At 72.4% G+C, this 20857-nt stretch carries 20 protein-coding genes and 1 pseudogene; 13 read left to right on the top strand and 8 right to left on the bottom strand.

Going from position 1 to position 20857, the window contains the following annotated elements:
• Positions 1-63: 63 nt before the first annotated feature.
• A complete protein-coding gene (locus tag QJS33_RS14500) occupies positions 64-747 on the top strand; it encodes a GNAT family N-acetyltransferase (RefSeq protein ID WP_306368487.1) in 684 nt (227 codons plus the stop codon).
• A 219-nt stretch (positions 748-966) separates the two neighbouring features.
• On the opposite strand, the gene QJS33_RS14495 is transcribed toward QJS33_RS14500, so the two are convergent.
• The gene (locus tag QJS33_RS14495; protein ID WP_306368486.1) at positions 967-1530 is read right to left on the bottom strand and encodes an XRE family transcriptional regulator; all 564 of its coding nucleotides are present in this window, start codon (positions 1528-1530) and stop codon (positions 967-969) included.
• 41 nt (positions 1531-1571) lie between these two features.
• On the opposite strand from QJS33_RS14495, the gene QJS33_RS14490 reads away from it, so the two are divergent.
• Both QJS33_RS14490 and QJS33_RS14485 read left to right on the top strand, forming a co-directional pair.
• Positions 1572-2096 carry a GNAT family N-acetyltransferase gene (locus QJS33_RS14490; protein ID WP_306368485.1) on the top strand — a complete coding sequence of 175 codons (525 nt, stop codon included), beginning with the start codon at positions 1572-1574 and terminating at the stop codon, positions 2094-2096.
• 98 nt (positions 2097-2194) lie between these two features.
• A complete protein-coding gene (locus tag QJS33_RS14485) occupies positions 2195-3166 on the top strand; it encodes a DMT family transporter (RefSeq protein ID WP_306368484.1) in 972 nt (323 codons plus the stop codon).
• A 17-nt stretch (positions 3167-3183) separates the two neighbouring features.
• On the opposite strand, the gene QJS33_RS14480 is transcribed toward QJS33_RS14485, so the two are convergent.
• Positions 3184-3585 carry a DUF2784 domain-containing protein gene (locus QJS33_RS14480; RefSeq protein ID WP_306368483.1) on the bottom strand — a complete coding sequence of 134 codons (402 nt, stop codon included), beginning with the start codon at positions 3583-3585 and terminating at the stop codon, positions 3184-3186.
• 104 nt (positions 3586-3689) lie between these two features.
• Here QJS33_RS14480 and QJS33_RS14475 point away from each other — a divergent pair, with 104 nt between their 5' ends.
• From QJS33_RS14475 to QJS33_RS14465, 3 genes are all read left to right on the top strand, one after another.
• Complete coding sequence (locus QJS33_RS14475) at positions 3690-4535, top strand: sugar nucleotide-binding protein (protein ID WP_306368482.1); 846 nt, start codon at positions 3690-3692, stop codon at positions 4533-4535.
• A 383-nt stretch (positions 4536-4918) separates the two neighbouring features.
• Positions 4919-6460, top strand: a complete 1542-nt coding sequence (locus tag QJS33_RS14470; RefSeq protein WP_306368481.1) for a sodium-dependent transporter — start codon at positions 4919-4921, stop codon at positions 6458-6460.
• Positions 6460-6573: a methionine/alanine import family NSS transporter small subunit gene (locus QJS33_RS14465; protein WP_306368480.1), complete on the top strand. Its 114-nt coding sequence runs from the start codon at positions 6460-6462 to the stop codon at positions 6571-6573. The genes QJS33_RS14470 and QJS33_RS14465 overlap by 1 nt, the downstream gene beginning before the upstream one ends.
• A 434-nt stretch (positions 6574-7007) precedes the next feature.
• On the opposite strand, the gene QJS33_RS14460 is transcribed toward QJS33_RS14465, so the two are convergent.
• Positions 7008-7718: a hypothetical protein gene (locus QJS33_RS14460; RefSeq protein WP_306368479.1), complete on the bottom strand. Its 711-nt coding sequence runs from the start codon at positions 7716-7718 to the stop codon at positions 7008-7010.
• A gap of 48 nt (positions 7719-7766) precedes the next feature.
• Positions 7767-8381: a helix-turn-helix domain-containing protein gene (locus QJS33_RS14455; RefSeq protein ID WP_306368478.1), complete on the bottom strand. Its 615-nt coding sequence runs from the start codon at positions 8379-8381 to the stop codon at positions 7767-7769.
• 126 nt (positions 8382-8507) lie between these two features.
• Between QJS33_RS14455 and QJS33_RS14450 the strand changes: the two genes are divergently transcribed.
• From QJS33_RS14450 to QJS33_RS14435, 4 genes are all read left to right on the top strand, one after another.
• Positions 8508-8792, top strand: a complete 285-nt coding sequence (locus tag QJS33_RS14450) for a type II toxin-antitoxin system CcdA family antitoxin (protein WP_306368477.1) — start codon at positions 8508-8510, stop codon at positions 8790-8792.
• A gap of 482 nt (positions 8793-9274) precedes the next feature.
• On the top strand, positions 9275-9640 hold the full coding sequence (locus QJS33_RS14445; protein WP_306368476.1) for a hypothetical protein: 366 nt from the start codon (positions 9275-9277) through the stop codon (positions 9638-9640).
• Between the two features lie 509 nt (positions 9641-10149).
• Entirely contained in the window at positions 10150-10689 is a 540-nt protein-coding gene (locus QJS33_RS14440) for an EF-hand domain-containing protein (protein WP_306368475.1), read from the top strand.
• A gap of 142 nt (positions 10690-10831) precedes the next feature.
• Entirely contained in the window at positions 10832-11800 is a 969-nt protein-coding gene (locus tag QJS33_RS14435; RefSeq protein WP_306368474.1) for an integrase, read from the top strand.
• Between the two features lie 29 nt (positions 11801-11829).
• On the opposite strand, the gene QJS33_RS14430 is transcribed toward QJS33_RS14435, so the two are convergent.
• Positions 11830-12621, bottom strand: a complete 792-nt coding sequence (locus QJS33_RS14430) for a MerR family transcriptional regulator (protein ID WP_306368473.1) — start codon at positions 12619-12621, stop codon at positions 11830-11832.
• A 218-nt stretch (positions 12622-12839) separates the two neighbouring features.
• On the opposite strand from QJS33_RS14430, the pseudogene QJS33_RS14425 reads away from it, so the two are divergent.
• Both QJS33_RS14425 and QJS33_RS14420 read left to right on the top strand, forming a co-directional pair.
• Positions 12840-14915: pseudogene (locus QJS33_RS14425) on the top strand (DUF4158 domain-containing protein); the annotation flags it as partial.
• Positions 14827-15909 carry a Tn3 family transposase gene (locus tag QJS33_RS14420; protein WP_306368472.1) on the top strand — a complete coding sequence of 361 codons (1083 nt, stop codon included), beginning with the start codon at positions 14827-14829 and terminating at the stop codon, positions 15907-15909. The pseudogene QJS33_RS14425 and the gene QJS33_RS14420, both read left to right, overlap by 89 nt.
• 365 nt (positions 15910-16274) lie before the next feature.
• Here QJS33_RS14420 and QJS33_RS14415 read toward each other — a convergent pair whose 3' ends face one another.
• The 3 genes from QJS33_RS14415 to QJS33_RS14405 form a co-directional block, all read right to left on the bottom strand.
• The gene (locus tag QJS33_RS14415; protein WP_306368471.1) at positions 16275-16844 is read right to left on the bottom strand and encodes a hypothetical protein; all 570 of its coding nucleotides are present in this window, start codon (positions 16842-16844) and stop codon (positions 16275-16277) included.
• A gap of 464 nt (positions 16845-17308) precedes the next feature.
• Positions 17309-18229 carry a site-specific integrase gene (locus tag QJS33_RS14410; RefSeq protein ID WP_306368470.1) on the bottom strand — a complete coding sequence of 307 codons (921 nt, stop codon included), beginning with the start codon at positions 18227-18229 and terminating at the stop codon, positions 17309-17311.
• 347 nt (positions 18230-18576) lie between these two features.
• On the bottom strand, positions 18577-19950 hold the full coding sequence (locus tag QJS33_RS14405) for an FAD-binding oxidoreductase (RefSeq protein ID WP_306368469.1): 1374 nt from the start codon (positions 19948-19950) through the stop codon (positions 18577-18579).
• Positions 19951-20101: 151 nt separating this feature from the next.
• Between QJS33_RS14405 and QJS33_RS14400 the strand changes: the two genes are divergently transcribed.
• The gene (locus QJS33_RS14400; protein ID WP_306368468.1) at positions 20102-20845 is read left to right on the top strand and encodes an SDR family oxidoreductase; all 744 of its coding nucleotides are present in this window, start codon (positions 20102-20104) and stop codon (positions 20843-20845) included.
• Positions 20846-20857: the final 12 nt, after the last annotated feature.

The following is a 20857-nucleotide window of genomic DNA, read 5'->3' as shown; positions in this document are numbered from 1 at the left end:
TGGTCGAATACAGACATCAGCCCCAGAGGTCGCGCCAGCCCCGCACTCCGCTAAGGACATCCTGTGCCGAACCCGCCCGCCGCTCCCCTGCCCGACCTGGTCCGCCGCTGGCAGCGGGGCTGGGGGACGGCGCGCTCCCTGCCCGAGCCGACCGAGGTGGACGGGGCGCTGCGCGTGCACTTCGGGTTCGAGCACCGCCACGACGAGTACGTGCTGCTCGACGCCGACGGCGACCCCGACACCATCCCCGCCGCCGCCGAACGCGTCCTGGCCTCGGAGCACACCGACTGGCTGACCGTGCCCACCACCGCGCCCGACAAGACCGCGCTGCTGTTGCAGGAGGCGGGCCTGGAGGTCGACCCGGGGACCGAGACGCTCATGTCCGCGGACCTGGACGAGCACCCGGTCCTGGACCCGCCGCGCCCCTACCGGGCCACGGTCGGGCGCGCCCGCGCGGTGATCCGGGTGCGGATCTCCACCGCGCAGGGCGAGGAGGCCGCCGGCGGGGTCATGGGAGTCGTCGACGACGACGCCGTGGCCGACTCCATCGTCACCGAACCCGACCACCGCCGCCGCGGCCTGGGCGCGGCGGTGATGTCGGCGCTGGCCGAGCACGCCCGCCGCGCGGGCGCCGTCCACGGCCTGCTGGTGGCCTCCCCGCAGGGCCGCCACCTGTACACCTCCCTGGGCTGGGCGCCCCGTGCCACGGTCCTCATCGCCCGCGCCCCGCTCTCCGTCGGAGGATGACGCCGTGCCCGTCTGCGGCGTTCGGCCGTCATGGGCGCCATGACGGCCCCTCTCCGGCCCCCGTACCGTTGCCCCGCCCCCGCTCACGTGTCGGCGTGGATGCGCTCCACCAGGGGCGGGGCCCGGTGGGCGCCGTAGCCGCGCGCAGGGCGGGCGGCCGCCGGTCACGGCCGGTGACGGCGCCCCGCCTGGTCCGCGCGCTGACCGCGTGAACCCCGGTCAGGGCGTGCGGCGGGTGACCGCCACCAGGTAGCGGCACTCCCGCCGCCCGGGGTTGTGGAACTCGCAGGGCGCGGCCGGGCCGAGCCGCAGGCAGTCGCCCTGGTCCAGCTCGTGCACGGTGTCCCCCTCGCCGAACTCCAGGGTCCCCTCCAGGACCCAGATCTGGTGGTGGGTGAAGGTGTAGGCCTCGGCGGGGAAGGCCACCCGCGCCCCCGGGGGCAGGTGCACCTCCACCAGCTCCAGGCGGCCGTCGGAGGCGGGCGAGACGGCCCGGCGGGTGTACCCGGTGTCGGGGTCGGTCCACACCGGCTGCTCGGCGCGCCGGACCAGCCTGCGCTCGCCGCGCTCGGCGTCGGCGATCAGCTCCGACAGGGTGATGCCCAGCGCCGCCGACAGCCGCCCCAGCAGGGAGGCGGTGGGCTGGACGTCGCCGTTCTCGATGCGGCTGATCATGGCCCGGGAGACCCCGGACAGGTCGGCCAGGGCGGCGCCGGTCAGGCCCCGGTCGGAGCGCAGGCGTTGGAGGGTGGTGGCGAGGGCCACAGAGAGGTCATCGCTCATGGGGTTCATCATAGTGAACATATTCGTTTACCATCCTCACTATGAACGCGATGCCCACCCTCCACACCGTCCGTGACGCCACCCCGGCCGACGCCGCCGCCTGCGCCGACATCTACGCCCCCTACGTCACCGACACCGCCATCACCTTCGAACTGGAGGTCCCCACCGCCCAGGAGATGGCCAACCGCATCGCCGCCGCCCAGGCCCGCCACGCCTGGCTCGTCCTGGAGGACGCCGACGGCACCGCCCTGGGCTACGCCTACGGCGGCACCTTCCGCACCCGCGCCGCCTACGACCACTGCTGCGAGGTGAGCGTCTACCTGCGCCGCGGCCTGCGCCGCACCGGCGGCGGGCGCGCCCTGTACTCGGCACTGCTGCCCCGCCTGGCCGAACGCGGCATGACCCGCGCCATCGCCTGCATGACCCTGCCCAACGACGCCAGCCTGGGCCTGCACCGCGCCCTGGGCTTCACCGACGTCGGCGTCATGCACAGGGTCGGCCGCAAAAACGGCCTCTGGCACGACGTCGCCTGGGCCGAACTCGACCTCACCGCGCCGAACACCTGACCGTCCCGCCCCACCGGCGGCCCCGGCGGCACGGACCGTCCCCACCGACCACTATCCTCGAAAGATCCCACCTTTTCCGTGCCGCCCCGGGAGAGCCCGTGCCCCCAGCACCCGCCCGCCACCGCCCCACCGGCCTGGTCTTCGCCCTCGCCTCGGCCCTGGCGTTCGGTGGCGCGGGCATCTTCGCCCGCCCCCTCCTGGACGCCGGCATGGACCCGATCCACGTCACCTGGCTGCGCCTGGCCGGGGCCGCCCTCCTGCTGCTGCCCGTCGCCGTGCGCCACCGCCGCCTGCTGACCCGCCGCCCCCTGCTCATCCTCGCCTACGGCGTGTTCCCCATGGCCGGGGTCCAGGCCCTGTACTTCGCCGCGATCGCCCGCATCCCCGTCGGGATCGCCCTGCTCATCGAATTCCTCGGCCCCGTCCTGGTCCTGGCCTGGCTGCGCCTGGTACGCCGCACCAAGGTCCCCCCGGCCGCCGCCGTCGGCGTGATCCTGGCCGTCACCGGCCTGGTGCTGCTACTGGAGGTGTGGGCGGGCATGCGCCTGGACGCCGTGGGCGTCGGCCTGGCCCTGGGCGCCGCCGCCGGCCAGGCCGCCTACTTCCTGCTGTCGGACCGCACCGGCCAGGACGCCGACCCCCTGGCCGTCATCGCCTTCGGCTCCCTCACCGCCACCGTCCTGCTGCTGCCCCTGGCCCGCCCCTGGTCCCTGGACTGGGACCTGCTCGCCACCACCACCGCCCTGGGCCCGCTACCGCTGCCCGGCTGGTCCCTGGCCCTGTGGCTGGGCCTGGTCTCCACCGTCATCGCCTACTTCACCGGCATCGCCGCCGTGCGCCTGCTGTCCCCGCAGATCGCCGGAGGCGTCGCCTACCTTGAGGTCGTCACCGCGATCGTGCTCGCCTGGATCCTGCTGGGCGAGACCCTGGCCCCCGTGCAGATCCTCGGCGCCGTCGTCATCGTCACCGGGGCGTTCATCGCCCAGACCGCCGTCCCGGGCACCCCCGGACCCCCGACCGACACCCCGCCGGACCCCATCGACCCCGACCGGCCCGCCGCACTGGCCTGAGGACGCACCCGCCGCGCTCAGCCGTTCCCGCCCACCGGGCACGGCTCCTCCCCCCGAACGGCGCGGCGCCGCGACAGCCACCAGGTGCCCGCCCACGAGCAGGCGATGATCGCCGCGATCACGTACCGCGACGTCATCAGGTGCTCGCGCGGGTACAGGTTCCCGGTCAGGTAGAAGTCGATGAACCCGAACTCCATCACCGGCCGCCCGGTCGCGGCCCGCGACCAGTTCTCGATCTCGGTCAGAGAACACGGCCAGTCCACGATGACGATCCCCAACGCGTAGGCGGCCACCCCCAGGTGCGCCCAGAACAGGCGGGGGCGCCACCAGGCGGTGAAACCGCCCAGGACGACGTAGGCGAAGAACACGAAGTGCAGGGCCGCGGCCGCGTACCCGGCCAGCAGGACGAGGGAGGTCATACCCCGAAGCTACGGAGCCGCGCACCCGCCCGCATCCGCACGTGTACTCACCCGCACTGAGCACCCGTACTCATCCGCGCCCGCACCCGGTAGCGTCTCGGTCCATGACCACCGCCTCCGCCGTTCTCGTCCTGGGCGCCAGCGGACACCTGGGCGGCGAGGTCGCCCGCCGGGCCCTGGCCGCGGGCCACCGGGTGAACGCCACCTCCACCACCGGTGCCCCCGCCGCCCCCGCCGCCCCGGGCATCACCTGGCACGCCCTGGACCTGCGCGACCGCGACGCCGTCACCGACCTGGTGGAACGGGTACGCCCGGACACCGTCGTCAACACCGCCTACCGGCAGGGCGACTGGGCCGTCACCGCCGACGGCGCCGCCCACGCGGCCCTGGCCGCCGCCGCGACCGGCGCCCGCCTGGTCCACGTCTCCAGCGACGCCGTGTTCTCCGGCGCCGCCCCCGCCTACCCCGAGACCGCGCTCCCGGACCCCGTCAACCCGTACGGGGCCGCCAAGGCCGCCGCCGAGACCGCGATCAGGGCCCTGCACCCGAACGCGGTCATCGCCCGCACCTCGCTGATCCTCGGCGACGGCGGCTCCGTCCACGAACGCCGCGTCCACGACCTGGCCTCGGGCGCCGCCGTCGGCGCCCTGTTCACCGACGACGTCCGCTGCCCGGTCCACGTCGGCGACCTGGCCGACGCCCTGCTGGAACTGGCCGCCTGCGACCGCACCGGCGTCCACCACCTCGCCGGACCCGACGCGCTCAGCCGCCACGACCTCGGCGTGCTCATCGCCCGCCGCGACGGCCTGGACCCCGACCGGCTGCCCCGCGGACGCCGCGCCGTATCCGGCCCGCCCGGCCCGCTGGACGTCCGTCTGGACTGCACCGCCACCCGGGCGGTACTGCGCACACGGCTGCGCGGGGCCCATGCCTTCCTGGCACCGCGCTGACCCGCCCGCGGCCCCCGGGCCGCAGGGCGCGCAGAACCGGATGCGCCGAGCACGCACATATGCGCTGGTGAAACCCCGTGCCGAAGCGGGCGCACCGCCGCCGGCCCGGCTACCGTCGAAGGTGCGGGCGACCTCCGACCCCGTCCCCTCCGAGAGAGCGCCCGCGACGGCGCGGCCGGGACCCGATCGTGAGCCGTCCTGCACACCGGCCGTAAGGCGCACTCATCTCTTACGGCACAGCGGATCGGGGTATGGACGAGGTGCATCGATTCCGCGGACGGGCAAGACGAACAGCCCACCAGGGGTTGTCGAAAATGCCGTTTCGTCCAAATCCTGCTAGCGTGCGGGGCGCGAAACGACAGGCACGGTGAGGAGAGCTGAACATGGCCCGACAGACTCGCGAGCAATGGGGGACGCGCGCGGGCTTCCTGATGGCGGCGATCGGCTCCGCCGTCGGCCTCGGCAACATCTGGCGATTCCCCTACATCGCCTACGAGAACGGCGGCGGGGCCTTCCTCGTTCCCTACCTCGTCGCCCTGCTCACCGCCGGCATCCCGCTGCTCCTGCTCGAATACGCGATCGGCCACAGGTACCGGTCCTCCGCACCGCTGGCCTACCGGCGCATCGCCCGCCCGGCCGAGGCCATCGGATGGTGGCAGGTCGCGATCTGCTTCGTCATCGCGATCTACTACTCCGCGATCATCAGTTGGGCCATCGCCTACATGGGCTTCAGCGTCACCGAGGCATGGGGACAGGACCCCGACGGGTTCTTCTCCGGCGACTACCTCCAGGTCGCCGACGCCCCGGGCGGCATCACCGGATACGTCCCCGGGGTGTTCTGGCCGCAACTCGCGGTCTGGGCCGTGGTCCTGGTCGTCCTGGCCCTGGGCGTCCGCAGGGGCATCGAGATGGCCAACCGGATCTTCATCCCCCTGCTCGTGGTCCTGTTCCTCGTCCTGGTCGTCCAGGCGCTCACCCTGGACGGCGCCGCCACCGGCCTGAACGCGTTCTTCACCCCGCAGTGGGACCGCATGCTCGACGGCGAGGTGTGGATCGCCGCGTACGGGCAGATCTTCTTCTCGCTGTCCATCGGGTTCGGCATCATGGTCACCTACGCCTCCTACCTCAAGCGCAGGGCCGACCTGAGCGGTTCGGCGATGGTGGCGGGCTTCGCCAACAGCTCCTTCGAGCTGCTGGCCGGCATCGGCGTGTTCGCCGCCCTGGGCTTCATGGCCACCGCGGGGGGCACCGCGGTGAACGAGGTCGCCACCGCCGGTATCGGCCTGGCGTTCGTCGCGTTCCCGCAGATCATCTCCACCCTGCCCTTCGGCGGTGCGGTGTTCGGCGTGCTGTTCTTCGCCTGCCTGGTGGTCGCGGGCCTCACCTCGCTCATCAGCATCGTCGAGGTCATCATCTCCGCCGTGCGCGACCGCACCGGCCTGGGCCGCATCCAGTCCGTCGCCCTGGTCGGCGGCACCGTGGCCGTGGTGTCGCTGCTGCTCTTCCCCACCCACGAGGGCCTGTACTACCTGGACGTGTTCGACCACTTCATCAACCAGTACGGCATCGTCCTGGCCGCCCTGGTGATGCTCATCGTGTTCGGGTGGGCCCTGCGCCGCCTGTCCTTCTTCCAGGGGCACATCAACGCGGTGTCCAGCATCCGCCTGGGCCTGTGGTGGACGATCACCCTGACCGTCGTCACCCCGGTCCTGCTGGGCTTCATGATGTGGGACAGCCTGCGCGTCGAACTGACCTCCGCCTACGAGGGCTACCCGGAGGGCTTCCTGCTCACCGCGGGCTGGGGCGTGGCCATCGGCGCCATCGTCTTCGGCGTGGTCATGTCGCTGATCCCGTGGCGGCGCGCCGACCAACAGGCCGCCCACGACCACGAGCACTCCGGACTCGAAGAAGAAGGGGGACGCTGATGTCCGCCAGCGCGATCGTCATGATGATCATCTCCATGGTGGTGCTGTGGGGAGGACTGGCCGCCGCCGTCCTCCACCTGCGCCGCCACCCCGAGGTCCCCGACGACGAGTGACCAGCACGCCGCGAAAAAAAGGGGGGCGGGGCCCGCACCGGGCCCGCCCCCTTCGCCGTGTCCCGGATCGGTAGGCGCCGGCGGACGGGGCGGGACCGCGGCTCCCCGACGCCCGGCCCGCGAACCGCACCGCGTCGGCACGCGGGTCGTCGTGGTCCCGCGCCCACGCCCCGGCCGCCCGACGGTCCACATCGAACCGGCCGGCCGGTTCGATACCCCCTTCATGGCCTGGATCCCACCGTCCCCGAGCGAGACCGGCCCGGTGTCGGCCCCGGCCTCCTCCAGCGCCCGACGCGGCTGTTCCAGCTCGACCTGTGCGACACCGTCCGCGGCCAGGGACGCCGCCCGGTCGGCGCGTCGGTCACCGTCCCCTTCGACGTTCGGGTGGGACCCGCCCCCGCCCGCACCGGGGCGGCCCCGAACAGGACCGTGCCTCAACCGACGGTGTCGCGGCGGTCCCCCCAGGCCGCCCGGGGCACCCGCTCCAGCAGATCCAGCAGGGCCCGGGCGCGCTCGGCCGCCCGGTCGGGGTCGAGCGCCCCGTCCTGCCAGGTCAGCAGGTGGGTCCCGGAGAAACGGAACGGCACCGGCGCCCCGTCGGCCCCCGACAGGTGGGCGCGCACCCGCTCGTCCAGGACGGTGCGGGCGAAGTCCTCATCGGCCGCGGCGACGGAGAACGCCCCGTCGAAGGCGGCGTCCCCCACCCGCACGTCGCACACCCCCGCGATCTCCGACCGGAGGTGGCCGGCGCCCCGGGCGCGCACCTCCAGCACCGGGGCCGGACCGGGCAGGGACACCGCCACGACGGTGTGCGCGTGCCCGGTGGTGGCGGTGTCGCGGCCGTCGTGGCGGGAGGCGGTGTAGGAGTACTCATAAGCCATCACCCGGTACCCGCGCAGCCCGGCGCACAGCACGTGGCGGGTGCGGGCGTTGGAGCGGCGCTCCACGAAGGGGTGCCCCTCGAACCGGTCGACCAGCTCGGGGCGTTCGCGGTCATAGCTCCAGCCGTTGTCGCGCGCCCACCCGGCCAGCCGCTCGCAGTGCCTGCGTTCGGGCAGGGAGCCCACGACCCGGGAGGCGATGACGGCGACGGCCGCGAGAACCACCACCCCCAGGGCGACGACCTCCACGACGGTGGTGTCCATCGGGATCCTCCCTTGCCGGCGAACGACTCTCGGGGGGTGAGACGCCCATCACCGCCCCGATGGTTCCCGTTCACCTTCCTCGTGCCCCTCGGTGGGGCGCACCCGCACGTGGGCGCGCTCGCCCTGGGGCCCGAACAGGCCCAGATAGGAGACCGGGCCCGGACCGGGGTTGAAGAACCCGTGCGGGATGCGGGTGTCGAACTCGGCGACCTCCCCCTGCTTGAGGACCATGTCGTGCGGCCCCAGCAGCAGGCGCAGCCGCCCCTCCAGCACGTACACCCAGTCGTGGCCCTCGTGGCTGCGCTGTTCGGCCTCGACGTGCCCGTGGGGCGGGGGGATGGTGATACGGAACGCCTGGATGCCGCCGGGGGTCCGCGAGAGCGGCATGTACTCGATGCCGTCGCGGGTGAAGGGGCGCAGCCGCACCCGGGGGTCGGCGGTGTCGGCGCCCACCAGCTCGTCCAACGGCACCCCGTGCACCCGGGCCAGTGGCAGCAGCAGCTCCAGGGTGGGGCGGCGCCGCCCCGACTCCAGGCGGGACAGGGTGCTCACCGAGATCCCGGTGGTCTGGGACAGGCCGGTCAGGGTGATGCCGCGGTCGCGGCGCAGCTCGCGCAGTCGCGGCCCCACCGCGGCCAGCACCGGGTCGAGTTCGTCGTCCATGGGCGTCAATCTGCCACAGGCCGGCCCGCCGGAGAAGGAAGGGCCCCACCGGGCGGCAAGGGGTTGGGTCGGATCCCAGTGGGGGTAGAGAGGGGCCACATCATACCCCCATCAAAGGGAGTTCCGGTGCCGAAGGTCAACGTCTACCTTCCCGAAGACCTCGCCGACGCGGTACGCGAGAGCGGCATCCCCGTCTCGGCCGTGTGCCGGCGCGCCCTGGAACAGGCGGTGCGCCGCCTGGCCACCGCCCGCGACGCCCTCCGCGGCCCCGTCCGCGACCGGGACCTGGGCACCCACCTCCCCTGTTCACCCCCCGGGCCCGCACCGTGCTGCGCCTGGCCGCCGCCCGTCCGGCCCCCGGCGCCCCCACCACCGCGGACCTCGCGGCGGCCCTGGTCGGGGTGCCGTTAACGAACGTGCCACCAGCCGCAAACGGCGGTGACGCTCCCGGTCAGCCTGTTCGGCTGAGGTCAGTACCCCACCTCTGTGGCATCAGAGCCGGTGTCCCCGCCGAGTTCCTGCCCGCCGCCCGCGAACTCGGCCGCAGCGATCTCACCTGGGTCCGTTCCACATCCTTGGAAGTGGAACACCCCGGGCGGTGCGGGGCCCGGCGGGCGCTTCCTAGGCGGACCGCCCCGCCCGCAGGTCCACAAGTCGTTCCACAAAGAGCGTTCCGAAAGACCATCACACAGCCGACTTACGGTAGGGCAGGACGATCACGGCGGGTCCATCTTGTTTGCGGCTGGTGCCACGTTCGTTAACGGCACCCCTGCACGGGTGGTCCGCCCCCGAGGACCCCGACGGCAGCGACGACGAGGAACTCGACGGCCGGGACCTGGTCGGGGAACGCCTGGCGGACGAGGCCCGGTGGCTGCTGCTGTGCCGCGGCCTGGGTGCAAGAGCACGAGACGGAGAACCTGCCGCCGGTGGTGGACCTGCGCCCCGACGCCGACGCCCAGCAGCACTACAACATCGTGCTCTACCTGGGGCGCATCGCCGCGGTGCTGCGCCGGATCGCCTACGACGTCGACGAGCTCGGCCGGGCCCGCACCGTGCAGGAGCTGGAGGGGGCGGCGGTGGCCGGCGACCGGCGGGCCGAACGCGGGCTCCGGCTCGGCGAGCCGGAGCCGACGTTCGCCGAGTTCCACCGGCGGGTCCGCGCGGGGGAGACGTCCTCGCGCTACCTCGCCTGGCGGGGGGCAGCCCCGGCACATGAGCGAGGCCGAGCTGGGGCGGGCCTACCAGCACGAGCCGGCTGAGCGCGGCCATGAGGACGCCGACCCGCGGGGGTTCAACCCGTTCGAGCGCTACCACCACGGCCACTGACCCGGCCCCGGATCCCGAACGCGCGGCCGGGGGCAATCCAGCGTGCAGTTCGCTGCACAGGGGTGTCCCCCGCGCCCGCCCGAGGTCACGCCCCGATCACGGAAACCTCGGCGCAACCGAGCGTTGCCCGGGGCTTGGAGGATCCGGGAAGGAATTCCCGGTAGCGCCCTTGGCCGGCCACACCACCAAGTCCCGGACTCCGGAACTCCCGGAGTCCGGGACTTTCTGTGTTTCAGGCCCCGACCGGAGCCCCCCTTCGGGGCCGACCGCATCAGCGCCCCGGGCCGGGGCGGAAACGGCCCGAACCCCCGCCTACCGGGCGCCCCACCGGCCGATCCGGGGCCGGGCGGCCTGTTCTCCCCCGGCCACGCCGCCGCGTCCGTGAGGATGGCGGGGCCGCAGGGGGGCGAGCCGCGCCCACCCGAGAAGTGGAAGGACGCGCGTGACCACCGCGACCGACAGCAGCAGGTTCGACCGTTTCTTCTTCGCCCACGACACCGACAGCGACGGCCACGTCGACTGGTCCGACTACGAGCGCCTGGTGGCGGCCTACCTGGACGCCGCCAAGGCGGACCGCGCAGGCCACAGGGCCGCCGCCCTGAAGGTGACCTTCCAGATGTGGTGGATGGAGCTGCTGCGCCACGCCCAGGTCCAGGGTCAGCGGCTCTCCCGCGAGGAGTACACCCGGGCGCTGCAGGCGCTGCTGGTGGACACGAGCCGGTTCAACATGCTGGAGGGCCTGGCGCACGCCGTCTTCGACGTCCTGGACGCCGACGGCGACGACCAGATCGGCCGCGACGAGTTCCAGGCCCTGCTCCGCGCCCTGAAGGTCCCGGACTTCGCCGCCGCCGACCTCTTCCATGCGCTGGACACCGACGGCGACACCGTCCTGTCCCGGCATGAAGTGGTCCGTGCCGTGCGGGAGTTCTTCTCCTCGCCGGAGGACAACCCCAGCGGTGGGATCTTCTTCGGGGTGGCCTGACCCGCCGGAGACCGCAAGGCCCCCGCGCAACCTTGGGTTGCGCGGGGGCCTTTTCATACCTTGGTGCAAACCCTCACACATGAAAGGCCCACTTGTCGAAAGTCAGAACGGGACCGGGCGGTTCCACGGCGGGGAGGGTGCCATGGCGGACGAGCGCGAGCCGGGGGTGCTCTTCGACGACGGCCAGGACCCGCCCACCGCCCTCCCCGCGACGGTGCCGCCTCCCCCGGCGCCGGGGGCGCTGTTCCGTCCGGCCGACGCCGAGCCCACCCCCTCGGCCGCGGCCCGCGTCGCCGACGGCTGGGCCCCCTCCACCCGGACCGGGTACGCCCGCGACTGGACGGCCTTCACCTCCTGGTGCGCCGACGCCGGGCGCACCCCGTTGCCGGCCACCGCCGAGACGCTGGCCTCCTACGTCGACCGCCTCGCCACCGCAGGGGCGGCTCCGGCCACCATCGACCGCGCCCTGGGCGCCATCGCCTCGCGCCACCACGCCGACGGCCACGGCCTCACCACCAAGGCCGCCCGGATGGCGCTGCGCTCCTACACCCGCCAGTGGACCAAAGAAGGGGGGCGCCGGCGCCGCGCCCCCGCGCTGACCGTCGAGGAGCTGCGCCCGATGCTCCAGGCCGCGGGCGAGGACCTGCGGGGCCTGCGCGACCGCACCCTGCTACTGCTCGGGTACGCGATGATGGCCCGCCGCTCCGAGCCCGCCGCCCTGGACACCTGCGACCTGCGCACCCTCCCCGAGGGGCTGGAGGTGTTCGTCGCCGCCTCCAAGACCGACCGCGACGCCGCCGGGGTGACGGTCGCCGTGCCCTACGGCACCCACCTGCTCACCTGCCCGGTGCGCACCGCCATCGCCCACCACCGGGCCCTGGCCGAGGCCGACGCCGGGCAGGGGCCGCTGTCGCGCTCCATCGACCGGCACGGCCGCCCCCTGGGCAGCCCCGGCACGGCCGGCCGCGGAACCGGCCGCATGTCCGGGGCCGGCATCAACCTCATCGTGAAGCGGCTCGCCGAGCAGGTCGGCCTGGACGGGGTCACCGCGCACCCGCCGACGCGCTCGACGCCCGGCTGTCACCCCTGCCGGCCCGCATCGAACGCCTGAACGCCCAAGCCTGAGGCGGCCCGCCCCGGTCAGGGCCCCGCGGCCTCCCACAGGTCCAGGTAGTCCTGTAGGCGCGCCACGCCCGCGGACAAGGCGCGGGCCCGCGCCGCCAGGTCCTCCTCCCGGCGGCGCAGCGCCCCCTCCAGCGCCTCCCCGCCGCCCGAGGCCCGCAGCTCCTCCATCACCGGCGCGATCCGCCCCAGCCCGTACCCGCCGCGCCGCAGCTCCGACACCACCCGCACCTGTCGCACCTGCTCGGGCCCGAACACCCGGTACCCCGTCCGCGGATCCCGCACCGGACAGACCAGGCCGGCCCGCTCCCACACCCGCAGCGCCGAGGCCCGCACCCCCACCAGACGCGCCACCTCACCGATCCGCAGCGGCCGCTCCCCCCGCCGCGCCCGCACCCCGGCCAGCACCGCGGGCACCTCACGCCCGGTCGCATCGGCCACCGCGGCCAGCGCCCGCGCCGCCTCGCGCACCGCACCCCGTTCCCTGTGCGCCCGCGCGAAAGCCGCCTCCACCAGCTCCAGCGCCGCGTCCGCCCCGTGATCGTGCAGGGTCCGCAGCACCTGCCCGGCCGCCATCACCCCCATGCCCGGGGCCAACGCCCGATAGGCCACCAGCGCGGCCAAATGGCGGGAGGTGAACCGCCGCTGCCCCGACCCCGTCCGCCGCGCCGGCGGCAACACCCCCGAGGCCTCGCAGTCGCGCACCGTCTGGGCCGACACCCCCACCGCCCGGGCCAGGTCCACCGGCCGCAGCTCCCCCTCGACGCCCCCTGCGACCACCGCGGCCTCCCCCTCCTCGCGCACCGCCACCCCGCCGACCGTCTCTGCGTGGTCGATGTCCCGAACGACGGTACAGATGACACCGGGCGTGCGGAGCCGGGCACCCCGGGGGAGGTGTCGGGGTGTGAGTAACAACGGAACAGGATCGTGCGCTAAGCGTTCGTCCTGCTGAGTCCGGGTTTGCCCGGTCGTGATCGTTGCCGGAGTCTTTGCGGGTCTTCAAACCACAGACCCGATGGAGGTTCCGGGTGCCGGTCGAGTTCTTGTCTGATGAGCAGGCGGCGGCGTTCGCGTCGTTCCAGGGCGCGCCCACACGCGATGAGCTGAGGAAGTACTTCTTCCTCGACGACGTGGACCGCCAACGAGCCATGTCCAAGCGGCGTGACCACAACAAGCTGGGGTTCGGTGTCCAGATCGGCGTCGTGCGCTACCTGCGCCGGTTCCTGCCCGACCCGCGGCAGGTCCCGGCCGAGGTCGCGGACTACGTCGCCGAACAGCTGAGGATCGCCGACCCCTCCTGCATCAAGCTCTACGGCCAGCGCGACGGCACGGCCCGCACCCACGCAGGAGAGATCGAGAAGGCCGACGGGTGGAAGGACTTCTCCGAAGCCACCGACGACCTGGAGAAGTGGCTGTTCGCCCGCGCCTACACCACTGGAGAGGGCCCCAAAGCGCTGTTCGACGCCGCCGTTGCCGAGCTGCGCAAGCGCCCTGTGCTGATGCCGGGGGTGAGCGTGCTGGCCCGGCTGGTGGCGCGGGTGCGCGACGAGGCGACCAAGCACCTGTGGGACACCCTGTACGAGCTGCTGGACGCCGAGCAGCGCGATGCGCTGCTGGACTTGCTGGAGGTACCTGCGGGGAGCCGGTTCTCCAAGCTGGAGCGGCTGCGCCGACCACTGGCCAAGGCCTCGGGCCCGCAGATGGCCCATGCGCTTGAACGCGCCAAGGAGATCGCCGAGCTAGGCATGGGCGAGATCGACGTCTCCGCGGTGCCGCCGCGGCGCATGGCCGAGCTGTGGCGCTACGGGATGGACGGCAAGGCCGGCCTACTGGCCCGCCACGGCGACGAGCGCAAGCTCGCGACTCTGCTGGCCACCATGGTGCACCTGAACACCCGATCGATCGACGACGCCCTGGACCTGCTGGACTTCCTCGTCTCCACCCGGTTGCTGGCCCGGGCCGAGCGGGAGAACGCGAAGGAGAAGCTCCGCACGCTGCCGCGGATGGAGCGGGCCTCGACCAAGCTCGCGGCAGCGGTCCAGGCGCTGATCGAGGCCACCTCCGATGACGTCGACCCGGAAACCGGCGAGATCGTGCGCCCCGGACTGGACTCAGTGGAACAGGTCTGGGAGCGCATCGAGGCGGTCGTGCCACGCCGCGACCTGGCCTCGGCACTGTCGGCCGTCGCGGAACTGGCGCCGGCCCCCGACTCCGACGCCGACGAGGCGTGGCGGGCCTCGCTGGTCAACCGGTTCGCCACGGTCCGCCCGTTCCTGGGCCAGTTGTGCTCGGTGATCAAGTTCGGCTCCAGCGACGAGGCCCGCCCCGTGCTGGAGGCGCTGCGGAGCCTACCCGCGCTGATGGGCCGCAAGTACGTCACCGCCGACGAGATCGACACCCAGGTCCTGGTGGGCTCCTGGCGGCGCCTGGTGCCGCGGCCCACCCAACTGGAGGGCAACCGGGTGGACTGGAAGACCTACGTCTTCTGCGTGCTGGAGCAGTTCCACCGGCTGCTGCGCCGCCGCGAGATCTATGCGCTCAACTCTTCCAAGTGGGGTGACCCAGGGGCGAAGCTGCTCAAGGGCGCGGCGTGGGCGGTCAAGGCCACGGCGCTGGCCAGCCTGCGCCTGCCCGAGCAGGGCGGGGAGTTCCTCACCACCTGGGCCGAGCGCCTCGATACGGCCTACTGCGAGACCGCCGAACGGCTGCCAGCCAGCACCCAGGCGCGGATGGGCCCGGACGAGCGCCTGCACCTGGCCGCGCTGGAACCGCTGCCCGAAGAACCCAGCCTGGTGGCGCTGCGCAGGGCGGTGGAGGCGATGATGCCGCGTGTGGACCTGCCCGAGGTCCTGCTGGAGGTCTTCACCTGGACCGGCGCCGACGAGGCGTTCACCTCCATCACCGGCGGTGAGCCCCGGCTCAAGGACCTGCACATCTCGATCGCCGCCCTGCTGGTGGCCCACGGCTGCAACGTCGGCATGACGCCGGTGATCGCCAACCACAAGGCGCTGCGGCGTGACCGGCTCTCCCACGTCGACCAGACCTACTTGCGTCTGGCCACCTACAAGGCCGTCAACGCCACCCTCATCGACGCCCAGGCCGCCATCGAGCTCGCGCGGGTGTGGGGTGGCGGGCTGGTGGCCTCGGTGGACGGGGGGGCGCTTCGTCGTGCCCACCACGACCCTGCACGCCCGCCCCAACCCCAAGTACTTCGGCCGCGGCCGGGGCGCGACCTGGCTGAACATGCTCAACGACCAGGCCTCCGGACCGGGCGGAAAGGTCGTGGCCGGCACCCCCCGCGACTCGCTGCACGTGCTGGACGTGCTCTATGACCGCGACGGCGGCAAGCGCCCGGAGACGGTGGTCACCGACACCGCCTCCTACTCCGACATCGTCTACGGACTGCTCACCCTCACCGGGTTCAACTACGCCCCACAGCTGGCCGACCTGCCCGACCAGAAGCTATGGCGCATCGACACCCGGGCCGACTACGGCCCGTTCAACGCGGTGGCCCGCGGCCGGGTCGACATCGCCAAGATCGAACGCAACTGGGGCGACATCTGCCGAGTGGTGGCCTCCATCCACACCGGCGCGGTGCGCGCCCACGACATCATCCGCATGATCTCCCGGGACGGCCGCCCCACCCCACTGGGGGACGCCGTCGCCCACTTCGGCCGCATCCCCAAGACCCTGCACATCCTGCGCCTGGCCGACGAACCCGGCTACCGGCGCACCATCAAAGCCCAGTCCAACCTCCAGGAAGGCCGCCACGCCCTGGCCCGCCTCATCTTCCACGGCAAGCGCGGCCACCTCTACCAGCGCTACCACGAAGGGATGGAGGACCAGCTCGGCGCGCTGGGCCTGGTCCTCAACGCCGTCGTGCTGTTCAACACCCGCTACATGAACGCCGCCCTGAACAAGCTCCGCACCGAGGGGTTCGACGTGCGCGACGAAGACGTGGCGCGGCTCTCGCCGTTCATCCGCAAGCACATCAACATGCTGGGCCGCTACTCCTTCTCCCTGCCCGAGATGCCCGAAGGGCTGCGTCCGCTGGGCGATCCCGACAGCGACGTCGACGAGGACGACACTGAAAAGTGAAGCCTTCGCCTGATGGCAGCACATCCAGCCTGGATCGTTTCTGAAGGACGATTCGGTGGACGGTTCGATTTCCATTCGAACACAGCGGGCTCCGCCTCACTCGGAGTGAGACGGAGCCCTGGCTGCGAAAAGAGATGAAGACGGGTTTCTACATCTTCGTCATCCGCTTCTTCGCCCTGTGCTCCTGGTGCTTTCCTCCTGCGTAGGACGCCCAGGCTATCAGCGCCACCGCGGCAGCCGCGTAACCAGCGATTCCCGACCACTGAAAGGGCGCGTATGCAGCGAAGAGAACACTGAAGGACACCAGAGCGGCGAAACCAGCATGAGGGAGGCGATCTTTCATCTACCAATCACCTCCTTTCCTTCTACCAGCCTTCGTTGATGCAGTATCCGATCACTCCGCCGGTTGTACCCGCAGCAGCAGCGATACATGCGATACATGCGGTTCCCGCGGTGACCGCACAGGCGACAGAGCAGGCGATGGTGATCGCTGTGACCACCCAGGCAGCCGCACCAGAGTTGTTCAGGCAGTTGATGAACTCAGACCACCCCTGGGTGGAGGGCATGTCCGACTCGACCACCTGGTCGACGAGCTTGTCCCCGCCGGACCAGAACTCGACGCTTCCGGAGGTCGAGCTGATCTCGCGCAGAAGAATCTCGTGGACGTAGGCCTCCCCGTCCGCAGAGAAGGAAACGGTCAGGGCACTGCTGGTGAGAGCGCCGCCGACCAACGGGAAGACCACGAGGGTCGTGCCGTCTTCCAGGCGGGAGACGCGTCCGTCCGTGACGGCAACGGTCTCGCCTTCCTCGGCACGCACGTGTGTACCGGTGGACTCGGCTTCACCGAGAGCCTGCTCGATGTAGGACTCGGCCTCGGCTCCCTCGATCTGCTCTGCCTGTTCGAGGGTCTCGTTCGTGCCTGCCAACTGGCCCATTGCCATTTCTGGGTTGGGGGTCGGGAGCATTCCCACGGACGAGTCGCTGGTCGACGCGGCAGACGCGGGGACGGATGTGTACAGCAGGGTTGACACTAATGCGAGGAGCACGGTGAAGACCTTGAATGCACCTGGTCTCATCAAACCATCATCTTCCTAATGGACATCAGGAAGCACCGAAAGTAACGAACCGGGAACTCCGTATCAACCCCCTTTGTTGCGCAAGCATCGCTCTCGCGGTCTTGGCATCCACGCGCTATGCGGAGTTGTGAGGTTAGCGCTTTCCTGTTTTTCGAGGTGAGCGGGACCTGGAGAACCAACTGCATATCATGAGCAGCTTGACCTCATGGCCACATGTGGCCCCAGGGTTGACATTCTTTGAATTTCCCCTACATGAGAAGTATATTAATATCCGAAAAACAAGAATTTAGGAACCGGTGATCGGAAAACACGGTCTGCGTGGCTCAGCTCCTGCGTGCCGGGTCGCGTCCTGCCTGCCAACGGGCCAGCCCTTCAGGTGAAACCCGGGCGTAGCGGGCCAGGGAAGCCACCGAGGTATGACCGGAGTAGGCGAGCAGGGTGGAGGTGTTGGCACCCTCCTCAGCCGCGTGGGTGAGCGCCGAGTGCCGCAGCTGGTGCAGCGTCGCCCCGCCGGCGGCCGTGCTGAACAGCTCGGCGGCCCTCCGGTAGGACAGCCGGGCCCGCCCTGAGCCAGCGTCGATGTCCTTGGGAGGTACCTCGACCCGGGCGCGCCGGTCGGTGGTGAACACCGGGCCGGAGGAGCGGCCGACCAGCAGCCGGGGCAGTAGCCGCGCGGTGGCGGTACGCCAGGTGATGACGTCGGCCGCACCGCCCTTACGTCGCACCCTCACCCGGCGGTTGCGCAGGTCCAGTTCCTCGACGTCCAGGGCGAGCACCTCCTCGGCGCGCGCCGCCGATTCGTACAGCAGCCGCCACAGGGTGCGCTCGCGCAGGGCGACCCCTTCCCGGGTGAGCGGGCGCTCGACCTCGGCGCGGTCCAGAGCCCGAGTGTGGTCGGGGGTGCGGGGCAGGCGGCGGATGCGCACCAGTGGGTCACCAGACAGCCACCCTTGGTCACGCCACCAGGCCGCGGCCGAGGCCAGCGCGCCCAGGCGGGCGTTGAACGTCGCAGGTGCCGCCGTGCCCCAGGTCGCGGTGAACCAGTCGGCCACACTGTCCGGGATCTGCTCGCCCTCCAGTACCGAGACCGGGCGATGGGTGCCGAACCGGTCGGCGAGGGCGGCCAGCGCACTGCGGTAGGCGCGGGCGGTGTTGGGGTTGGCGACCTCGGCGAGGAACGCCTCGGCCGCCGCACCGAGGGTGGGCACCGCGGTGCCGGTGTCGATCCGGTGGATCGCACTCATCGCCGCCCCCCGGGGTTATCGTAGATAACCGGGGCGAGTCGCCCCCTCCGCGCGGGAGCGTTCGCCCAGGACAGTGCCGACTCCACCGCAGATAATCGCAGATTATCTGCGGCGATTCCCTCCGGGGCGCAGGCATTGGGACGTGTCACTTCTCTGACCTGTGGGAAGAGGGCTTAGCGCACGATCCTGTTCCGTTGTTACTCACGCCCCGTGTCCCGCCCCCTTCGACCGCCCGGAAGCGGTCCCCGCGGCCCCTCCCCGGCCCTGACCCCGCCCAGGTCGGGCAAAGCAGTGGTCCGACCACACCGGGTGTGCGGAGGCGCCGCCGTCCCCGCACACCCCCGGGGTCAGGCGAACACCTTGCCGGGGTTGAAGATCCCCGCCGGGTCCAGGGCGTTCTTCACCGCACGGTGCATGCCCACCACCTCGGCCCCCAACTCCTTGGCGGCCCCGCGCATCTTCAGCAACCCCACCCCGTGCTCGCCGGTCACCGTGCCGCCCAGCGCCAGCGCCTCGTCCACGATCACCTCGAACGCCTCCTTGGCCCGCTTCTTCGCCGCCTCGTCCCCGGCCGGGACGATGAACAGGGGGTGCAGGTTGCCGTCACCGGCGTGGGCGATGTTGCCGATGTGGGTGTCGAACCGGCGGGCCGCCTCCTCGATCCGCGCCAGCATGTGCGGCACCTGCGCCTTGGGCACGCACACGTCCTCGGTCAGCAGCGGCCCCAGCCGCTCCAGCGCCGGGTAGGCCAGCCGCCGAGCCGCGAACAGCGCCTCGGCCTCCCCGGCGTCGGTGGAGCGCACCGCATAGGCCGCCCCTTCCGCTTGGAAGCAGCCCAGGACGGTGTCGGCCTCCTGCTCCCCGGCCGCCCCGGGCTGGTCGCTGCGCGCCAGCAGCAGCACCTCGCCCTCGGCCGCCAGGCCCATGTTCTTCCACGCGTCCACGGCCTGTAGGCAGAACCGGTCGATGAGCTCCAGCGCCGAGGGCACCACCCCCGAGGCGGCCACCGCCGCCACCGCGCGCCCGGCGTCGGTGAGGGAGTCGAAGTAGCCCACCACCGTGTGCTCCACCCCGGTGCGCAACGGCCGCATCCGCAGGGTCACCTCCGTGACCAGGCCCAGCGTGCCCTCCGAGCCCACCATCAACCCGGCCAGGTCATAGCCGGTCACCCCCTTGGCGGTGGACCGGCCCAGCCGTACCACCTGCCCGGTGCCCACCACCGCCTCCAGGCCCAGCACGTAGTCGCGGGTCACCCCGTACTTGACACAGCACAACCCGCCCGCGTTGGTGGCGACATTGCCGCCGATCGTCGACCAGGGGGCCGAGGCCGGGTCCGGCGGGTACCACAGCCCGTCGTCGGCCACCCGGCGGCGCAGGTCGTCGTTGACCACACCGGGCTGGACGACGGCGCTCTGCTGGACCGGGTCCACGGCCAGCACCCGGTTCATGCGCTCGAAGGAGACCACGACCCAGCCGTCGACGGCGTTGGCCGCGCCCGACAGCCCGGTCCCGGCGCCGCGTCCCACCACCGGAACGCGGTGCTCGGCGCACAGGGCCACCACGGCGGCCACGTCGGCGGTCCCGCGCGGGCGCACCACCGCGGCGGGGATGCCGTAGGGCGCCCACTCGGCCTCGTCGTGAGCGTAGCCCTCCATGATCTCGGGGTCGGTGACGACCTGGTCGGCGCCGATCGCGGCGGCCAGGCTCCGGGCGATGGACATGCTCCTCCTCGGTGCGCGGGCGCCGGCCCGGGGGCGGGCGGCGCTGACCAGCACCCTAACGACCCGGCTCGGGGCCCGGTGCCGCGCGGTGCCCGCGCACCGGGGGGCCGTGGTGCTAGCGTCGCCAGCGGCGGTGCGAAGGGAGCGGACGATGGCGGAGATCCTGGTCACCGGCGGTACCGGGACCCTGGGACGACCGGTGGTGGAGGGGTTGCGGCGGGCGGGCCGGGGGGTGCGCTCGCTCAGCAGGCACCCGCGCCCGGGCGATCCGCTCTCCCACGCGGTGGACCTGCGCGAGGGCACCGGCCTGGCCGAGGCCCTGGAGGGGGTGGACACGGTGGTGCACTGCGCCACCGACCCCCTGGGCGGGGACCTGCGGGCGGCCGCCCACCTGATCCGCCGGGCCCGCGAGGCCGGGGTGGGGCACCTGGTGTACATCTCGATCGTGGGCGTGGACCGCGTTCCGCTGGGCTACTACCGCGCCAAGTACACGGTGGAGCGGGCGCTGGCCGCCTCGGGGCTGGGGTGGACGGTACTGCGCACCACCCAGTTCCACGAACTGGTGGCGTCGCTGTGCGCGCGGGCGGCCCGTCTGCCGGTGGTGCCGGTGCCGGACGTGGACGTGCAGCCGATCGCGGTGCAGGAGGCGGCGTCCCGGCTGGTGCTGCTGGCCCGGGGGGAGCCGCAGGGGCGGGTGGCCGACATGGGCGGCCCGGCGGTGGAGTCCTTCGCCGACCTCATGGGCGCCTACCTGCGCTCGCGCCGCCTGGAGCGGCGCACGGTGCCGGTGCGCCTGCCGGGGCGGGTGTTCGCGGCCTACCGGGCGGGGGAGCACCTGGTGCCGGACCGGGCGGTGGGCACGGTGACCTTCGCGGACTTCCTCGCCCACCACTGACTTGAACACCAT

The organism is Nocardiopsis sp. CC223A (assembly GCF_030766825.1).
Lineage (GTDB): Bacteria > Actinomycetota > Actinomycetes > Streptosporangiales > Streptosporangiaceae > Nocardiopsis.
Note: the sequence above shows the minus strand (reverse complement) of the source record. Positions and strands in the feature narration are given on the sequence as shown.